The 6,312-nt window shown below is 30.3% G+C and carries 6 protein-coding genes; all 6 read right to left on the minus strand.

The features are described from left to right. Positions 1–266 precede the first annotated feature (266 nt). Entirely contained in the window at positions 267–809 is a 543-nt protein-coding gene (locus tag FGK85_RS14185) for an NADH peroxidase (RefSeq protein ID WP_138207714.1), read from the minus strand. Between the two features lie 203 nt (positions 810–1,012). Next, a complete protein-coding gene (locus FGK85_RS14190; protein WP_138207716.1) occupies positions 1,013–1,975 on the minus strand; it encodes an ArsA family ATPase in 963 nt (320 codons plus the stop codon). After that, positions 1,968–2,261: a DUF7990 family protein gene (locus FGK85_RS14195; RefSeq protein WP_138207718.1), complete on the minus strand. Its 294-nt coding sequence runs from the start codon at positions 2,259–2,261 to the stop codon at positions 1,968–1,970. Before FGK85_RS14195 ends, FGK85_RS14190 begins: the two co-directional genes overlap by 8 nt. Before the next feature lie 246 nt (positions 2,262–2,507). Beyond that, entirely contained in the window at positions 2,508–4,157 is a 1,650-nt protein-coding gene (locus tag FGK85_RS14200; protein WP_138207720.1) for a carbon starvation CstA family protein, read from the minus strand. 28 nt (positions 4,158–4,185) lie between these two features. Further along, positions 4,186–4,686, minus strand: a complete 501-nt coding sequence (locus FGK85_RS14205; RefSeq protein ID WP_138207722.1) for a DUF8052 family protein — start codon at positions 4,684–4,686, stop codon at positions 4,186–4,188. A gap of 305 nt (positions 4,687–4,991) precedes the next feature. Then, positions 4,992–6,044 (minus strand): type I glyceraldehyde-3-phosphate dehydrogenase, encoded by a 1,053-nt coding sequence (gap, locus tag FGK85_RS14210; protein WP_138207724.1) that lies wholly within the window; start codon positions 6,042–6,044, stop codon positions 4,992–4,994. Positions 6,045–6,312 lie beyond the last annotated feature (268 nt).

Raw genomic sequence — 6,312 nt, forward strand, 5'->3', positions numbered from 1 at the left:
CCTTCCAGAGAATATAAAAGACCAGTTTTGGGTTAATAAGAAAAACACAGAATTAAAATATTTAGAAGAAATAGAAGAGCATTTTAAAAGGTATGGAGATTTAAAATTCTCCATACCTTTTTTATTTACTCATATCCACTACCTTAAACTTTAGTAAAATCTTAAATTTCTAAATAAAAGAGCTGACCTTTAGGTCAGCTCTTTTATTTAAAAATTGAGGAAGATTATTGGGACGTGTTCTTATATATTAATTTTGGGGTTTGCTATTATTTAAAATATCTGTTCAATAAACCTTTGAATGCACAACCATGTCTAGCTTCATCTTTACACATTTCATGAACTGTATCATGTATTGCATCATAATTTAACTTTTTAGCAAGTGTTGCTAAATCTTTCTTTCCTTGGCATGCTCCATGCTCTGCATCTACTCTCATTTGTAAATTTTCCTTAGTGCTGTTTGTTACAACTTCCCCAAGTAATTCAGCAAATTTAGCAGCATGTTCAGCTTCTTCAAAAGCTATTCTCTTATATGCTTCTGCTATTTCTGGGAAGCCTTCTCTATCAGCTTGTCTACTCATTGCAAGGTACATACCAACTTCTGTACATTCTCCTGTAAAGTTTGCTCTTAATCCTTCTATAACTTCTGGATCCACATCTTTAGCTACTCCTATTACATGTTCATCTGCCCATGAAATTTCATCCTTTTTCTCTACAAATTTATCCTTTGGCGCTCCACATATAGGGCATTTTTCTGGAGCTTCTTCTCCTTCATAAACATATCCACATACTGTACAAACAAATTTTTTCATAACAAAATTCCTCCTATCAAATTCCATGTATATTTAATAATTATTTATATTTTATTTTTTCGTTAGTTACTATCAACCTTATGACCTTATTATATAACATTCAATATTGTTTGTCAACTACTTTTTAATACTTATTAATAATAATTATTATTTATTTTAAATATTTCTCCTAAATACATTTGTAAATATATCTAACTTCATAGCTATATATCTATGTTATTTGCTATTTCATTTATATTATCACACTTCATATCCTTATCCAGCATAGATATTTTTACAATGTTTTTACTTTTAAAATGCTCTTCTATTTCTTCTAAATATTTTAATTCTGTGTTTTTCTTATTAACCCAAAACTGGTCTTTTATATTCTCTGGAAGGAGCCTATTTACTATAATAGTATCCACAGTTATACCATACTGCTCTAATATATTTACTGCCTTCTTAGTCTCCTCTATAGGGAGCCTCTCTGCATTTAATACATATATAAATTTTAAATTATTGTGGTTCAATAATATCTTTTTTGCGCTATCTATACTTTCTTTCCTCTTGTTTAGTATGTTTAATATAGGATCGCTGCTGAAGACTTTTTTATTTATTTTTCCATTATTTTCAGCCATACTAGAAAGTTTTAATATTTTTTCTCTTTTGTCAATTAATAAATTTATCCAGTTACCCAACAACTCTGGAAGTGATAAAAGTCTAATAGTATGCCCTGTAGGTGCCGTATCAAATACTATATAGTGGTAATCCTTTGATTTTTCATTTATTATATTTATCATTTTATCAAATATAGCGGACTCCTGAGTACCTGGTGAAATATATGCCGCATCTAATTGCCTACTTATTTCCTTTAAAATAACAGGACTTACTATATTCTTAAGATTTTCTTTTATACTATTTATGTATTTCTCACTTTCATAATCTCCATCTATTTCTAAAGCATCTAATTTATCCTGTAAGTTTACAATTTCTTTTCCTATGCTTCTTCCAAATATATCTGAAATAGAATGTGCTGGATCTGTAGATACCAATAATGTCTTTTTCCCTTGCATAGCTAAACGAAGTGCATAGGCTGAAGAGCAAGTAGTTTTACCTACCCCTCCCTTTCCTGCGAAAAAAAATAATTTATCCATTATAACACCTGCCTTTTCCTGTCCTCTAAGCATCTAAATCATAATCCGCCCACTTTTCTGCCCATATACTTTTTCTATCATTCATTCTCCTCTGCCAATTTTCCATATCTTCTGCAATATAAGGAAGAAGTTCCAAGGTATAATAATTTATAGAAAGAGGTACTCCTAAAAGATCACTAAAACATAATAATATAAAGTTGTCCATCTCTTCACTGGCTTCCTTTTGAAGTATCCCTCTAGACTTTCTATTAAAATCTGTAGCCCCTTGAAAAAACAACTTTAAATTTTCTAAGAATTCCTTTAAATCCTCCTTTTTCACTATAGCCACCTCCGCTCATAAGTTACCTTTTGAATGTTATACTACTAATATCCTGTAATTTTAATATTACACAAAGTGAATTATCACACTACTATATTAATAATTACCTAATTTCATTTCTAATACTGCATACCATAACTTTTTATATATGAACAAATTCAACTGAAATTCAAATAAAGTTTAAACTTCACCTAAATCTCAGTTGAACTTAAGTTAATCATTGAAAATTATTTACTATAAAAATTATTAGCCTTTGCAATTTTCCTCTACAGAGGTAGTTTTATCATTTAATGATTTTATAGCCTCTACTATTAATACTATAGATAAAATAGTTAATAACACTGAGAATATTAATAGAACACCATACTTACTAAACTCACCAGCTATTACCAATTTTAAATTGTCTTTTATCATTAAGCCCAATGCAGCTAAAGTTACTGCAAACATAAAGACCATTGGTATTGTAGCCATCTTGTGCTCTTTTCCACATTTTTTTAACCATACTGCCAATGACAATAAGGCAAGTGCTGCTAGCAATTGATTTGCAGAACCAAATAATGGCCATATTGCTTCCCAACCTTTAAATGTTAATACTCCACCAAGCACTACTGTTATAGCTGTAGAAACAAATCTATTAGTTAAAGGATTTGCTTTTTTATCAGAAGCTTTGTAGGACTCAAAGAATTCTTGGAATATAAATCTTCCAAGTCTTGTAGCAGTGTCCAAACTAGTCAATGCAAAAGCTGAAATTGCAAGAGCCGTGAAGCTTTTACCAATCTCAAATGGTATTCCAAAGCTATCCATAAAAGTTCCAAGACCTGTAGAGAATACGTTTACGGGACCACCATTTTTAAGAAGTGCTGCCAGGTCTCCTTTAGAAATATATGCTGCTGTTATAATTGCAACTACTGCTAAAACTCCTTCAATAAGCATAGAACCATAACCTATAAGCTTTACATCTCTTTCATTATCTAATTGTTTAGAAGATGTTCCTGAACCAACTAAAGAGTGGAATCCTGATATAGCACCACAGGCAACAGTTACAAATAGCATAGGGAATAAATATTGACCCCCTACATTAAAAGATGTTACTGGTGCTAATTTAATTGCTGGATGCATTACTACTATTCCTATAAATCCACCAATCATCATAGCATATAATAAAAATGAATTTAAATAATCTCTAGGTTGTAATAATATCCAAACTGGTGTTACAGATGCTATAAATATATAAATTAATAATATTATAAGCCATGTAGACTTTGATAGGCTAAGAGGAAATTTCATTCCAAGCCATATACATACAAATAACAATATAACTCCCACTACAGTACTTACTCCAAGTCCAAATCCTCTTCTATAAACACAAATTCCAAATATAACTGCTAAACCCATAAATAATAAAGAAGAAGTTGCTGCTGATGGCACTGATACAAATGTATTGGCACATATATTAGTGAATGCTGCCACTACTAACAATAATGTAAGCCATGCAAAAATAGCAAATAATCTTTTACCCCTTCTTCCCATAGTGTGTTCTATAACTTCACCTACAGATTTACCTTCATATCTTATGGAAGTAAATAATGAACCCATATCATGAACACCGCCAAAGAATATACTTCCAATGACTATCCATAAAAATACAGGTACCCAACCAAATATAGCTGCAGCAATAGGTCCTACTATAGGGCCCGCCCCTGCTATAGATGCAAAGTGATGACCTAATAATATTGGAGCCTTAGCTGGTACATAGTCAACCCCATCATTTCTGGTGTGAGCTGGTGTAGGTCTATTTGGCTCCACTCCCCATTTCTTTAAGAGCCATCCACCATAAGACTTATAAGCTAGTAAAAATATTATTATTGCACTTAAGATTAAAACAATAGAATTCATTAAATAAGCCCCCTCTTTTATTTAATTTTTAAATACAAAATAAAAACTTTTTCCTATCCCCCTCTCCATATTTATTAGTATATATATCCCAAGTTTCAGGATTAACAAAGATAAATTTAACATTGACCCAGCCCTTTATGCCCCAAAGAAAACTTTTATAATATCTAAACCCTTGTATAGCTTTTATGGTTTCTTTATCTAATATAATATTTCCACAGAATATAAAAGTTATAGTGCTACTCATATGTTCATCATTCACTTTAACTATATGTTCTATGTTTTTCTGAACAAAATCTTTTATTTCAAATAAATCTTCCTTGCTTAATTTTTCTACATTTTTATAGAAAATAAATTCATTATTTTCAAAAGCATAAATCTCACTTTTTTTCATCAATACATACCTAGAAGTTCTGTTATTGAACTTAGCAAACATTTCAAATTTTCTGTCTTTTAAAGATATATCAAAACTTACATTATAATATGCTTTGAGTCTTTCACTTAATTCTTTCATGTATTCTATATTATTCATGTCAATACACCTCATTAAAATTACATCTATACAATTATTATATCACTATTACATTTTATTACAATATATTTATAAAAGCTTATTCAAGTAATACTATAACCTTCAGCCCTTCTTTAATATAAATTTTAAAATTACGGTGGAAAAATGGTGGAAAACCTATATATTTTGATTTTCTTTTCCCTAAAAAAAAATCCCCATGCGTCTCACGCATAGGGCACACCACAAGGGATGCATCAAGATAACCTCAAATAAAAAAAGTTGCAATTAAAAGTTAGTTCTCTATATTAATTCAATATAGACTAGCATTATCCTGCCATTTGTTCATTTTTTGCTTCAGATTTTTTAATTTCGTTTGCAACATAGTTTGTTAAATCAACAACTCTTGTTGAATATCCCCATTCGTTGTCATACCATGCTGCTACCTTAATCATATTATCTCCTATTACCATTGTTGATAAAGCATCTACTATAGTTGATCTATCATCACCCTTATAGTCAACTGAAACAAGTGGCTCATCTGAGAATCCAAGAATTCCTTTTAACTCCTTTTGAGAAGCTTCTTTAAATGCTGCATTTATTTCTTCTGCAGTTGCATTTTTCTTAATTTCGCAAACCAAATCTGTAATTGAAACTGTTGGAGTTGGAACTCTTAAAGCAAATCCATTTAATTTTCCCTTTAATTGTGGTAAAACTTTTGCCACAGCTTTTGCTGCTCCTGTAGTAGTAGGTATAATAGATTCTCCAGCAGCTCTAGCTCTTCTTAAATCTTTGTGAGTCTTATCTAATATCCTTTGATCGTTAGTATATGAATGTATTGTTGTCATTAAACCTTTTACTATGCCAAACTTTTCATCAAGCACTTTAGCTACTGGTGCTAAACAGTTAGTTGTACATGAAGCATTAGATATTATATGATGTGTATCATTTTCGTAACACTTTTCATTAACACCCATTACTATAGTCACATCTTCTGCTCCGTCCTTAGCTGGTGCTGTTAATATAACTTTTTTAGCTCCTGCTTCTATATGTCCATTAAGTTCTTCTCTTGTTTTAAACTTTCCTGTAGATTCTATAACTATGTCCACATTTAATTCTTTCCATGGTAAGTCTTTTGGTGCGTTTTCATGTAACACTTTAACTTCTTTTCCGTTAATTATTAATGCCTCATCCTTTACTTCTACATCCCCGTTAAATCTTCCGAAGCATGAATCATATTTAAATAAGTGAGCCAAAGTTTCTGCATTAGCTCTAGCATTTATTGCTACTATTTCTATGTCGCCATCTAATTTTTCTTCTGCAATTCTAAGCACTGATCTTCCTATTCTTCCAAATCCGTTAATACCTACTCTTATTTTCATTTATATGTCCCCCCATACTTCATATATGTAATATACAATATTCTTTAACGCTCTAAATGTTGTATACTTTTAACTAAATGTTCTATATTATTTATATTAATTTTCTAATTATTTGTCAATGACTATATTTATATATATATCCCCCTCTATTGCAATTACATTAATATATATCCATATATCTTGTTTTTACTGTAAAAATTATATACTATATATTTTAAATAGCAATATGTTTAATCATATATATAAAATAGAATACCATATTTTATTC

This window comes from Haloimpatiens lingqiaonensis (assembly GCF_901447495.1).
Classification (GTDB): domain Bacteria; phylum Bacillota; class Clostridia; order Clostridiales; family Clostridiaceae; genus Haloimpatiens; species Haloimpatiens lingqiaonensis.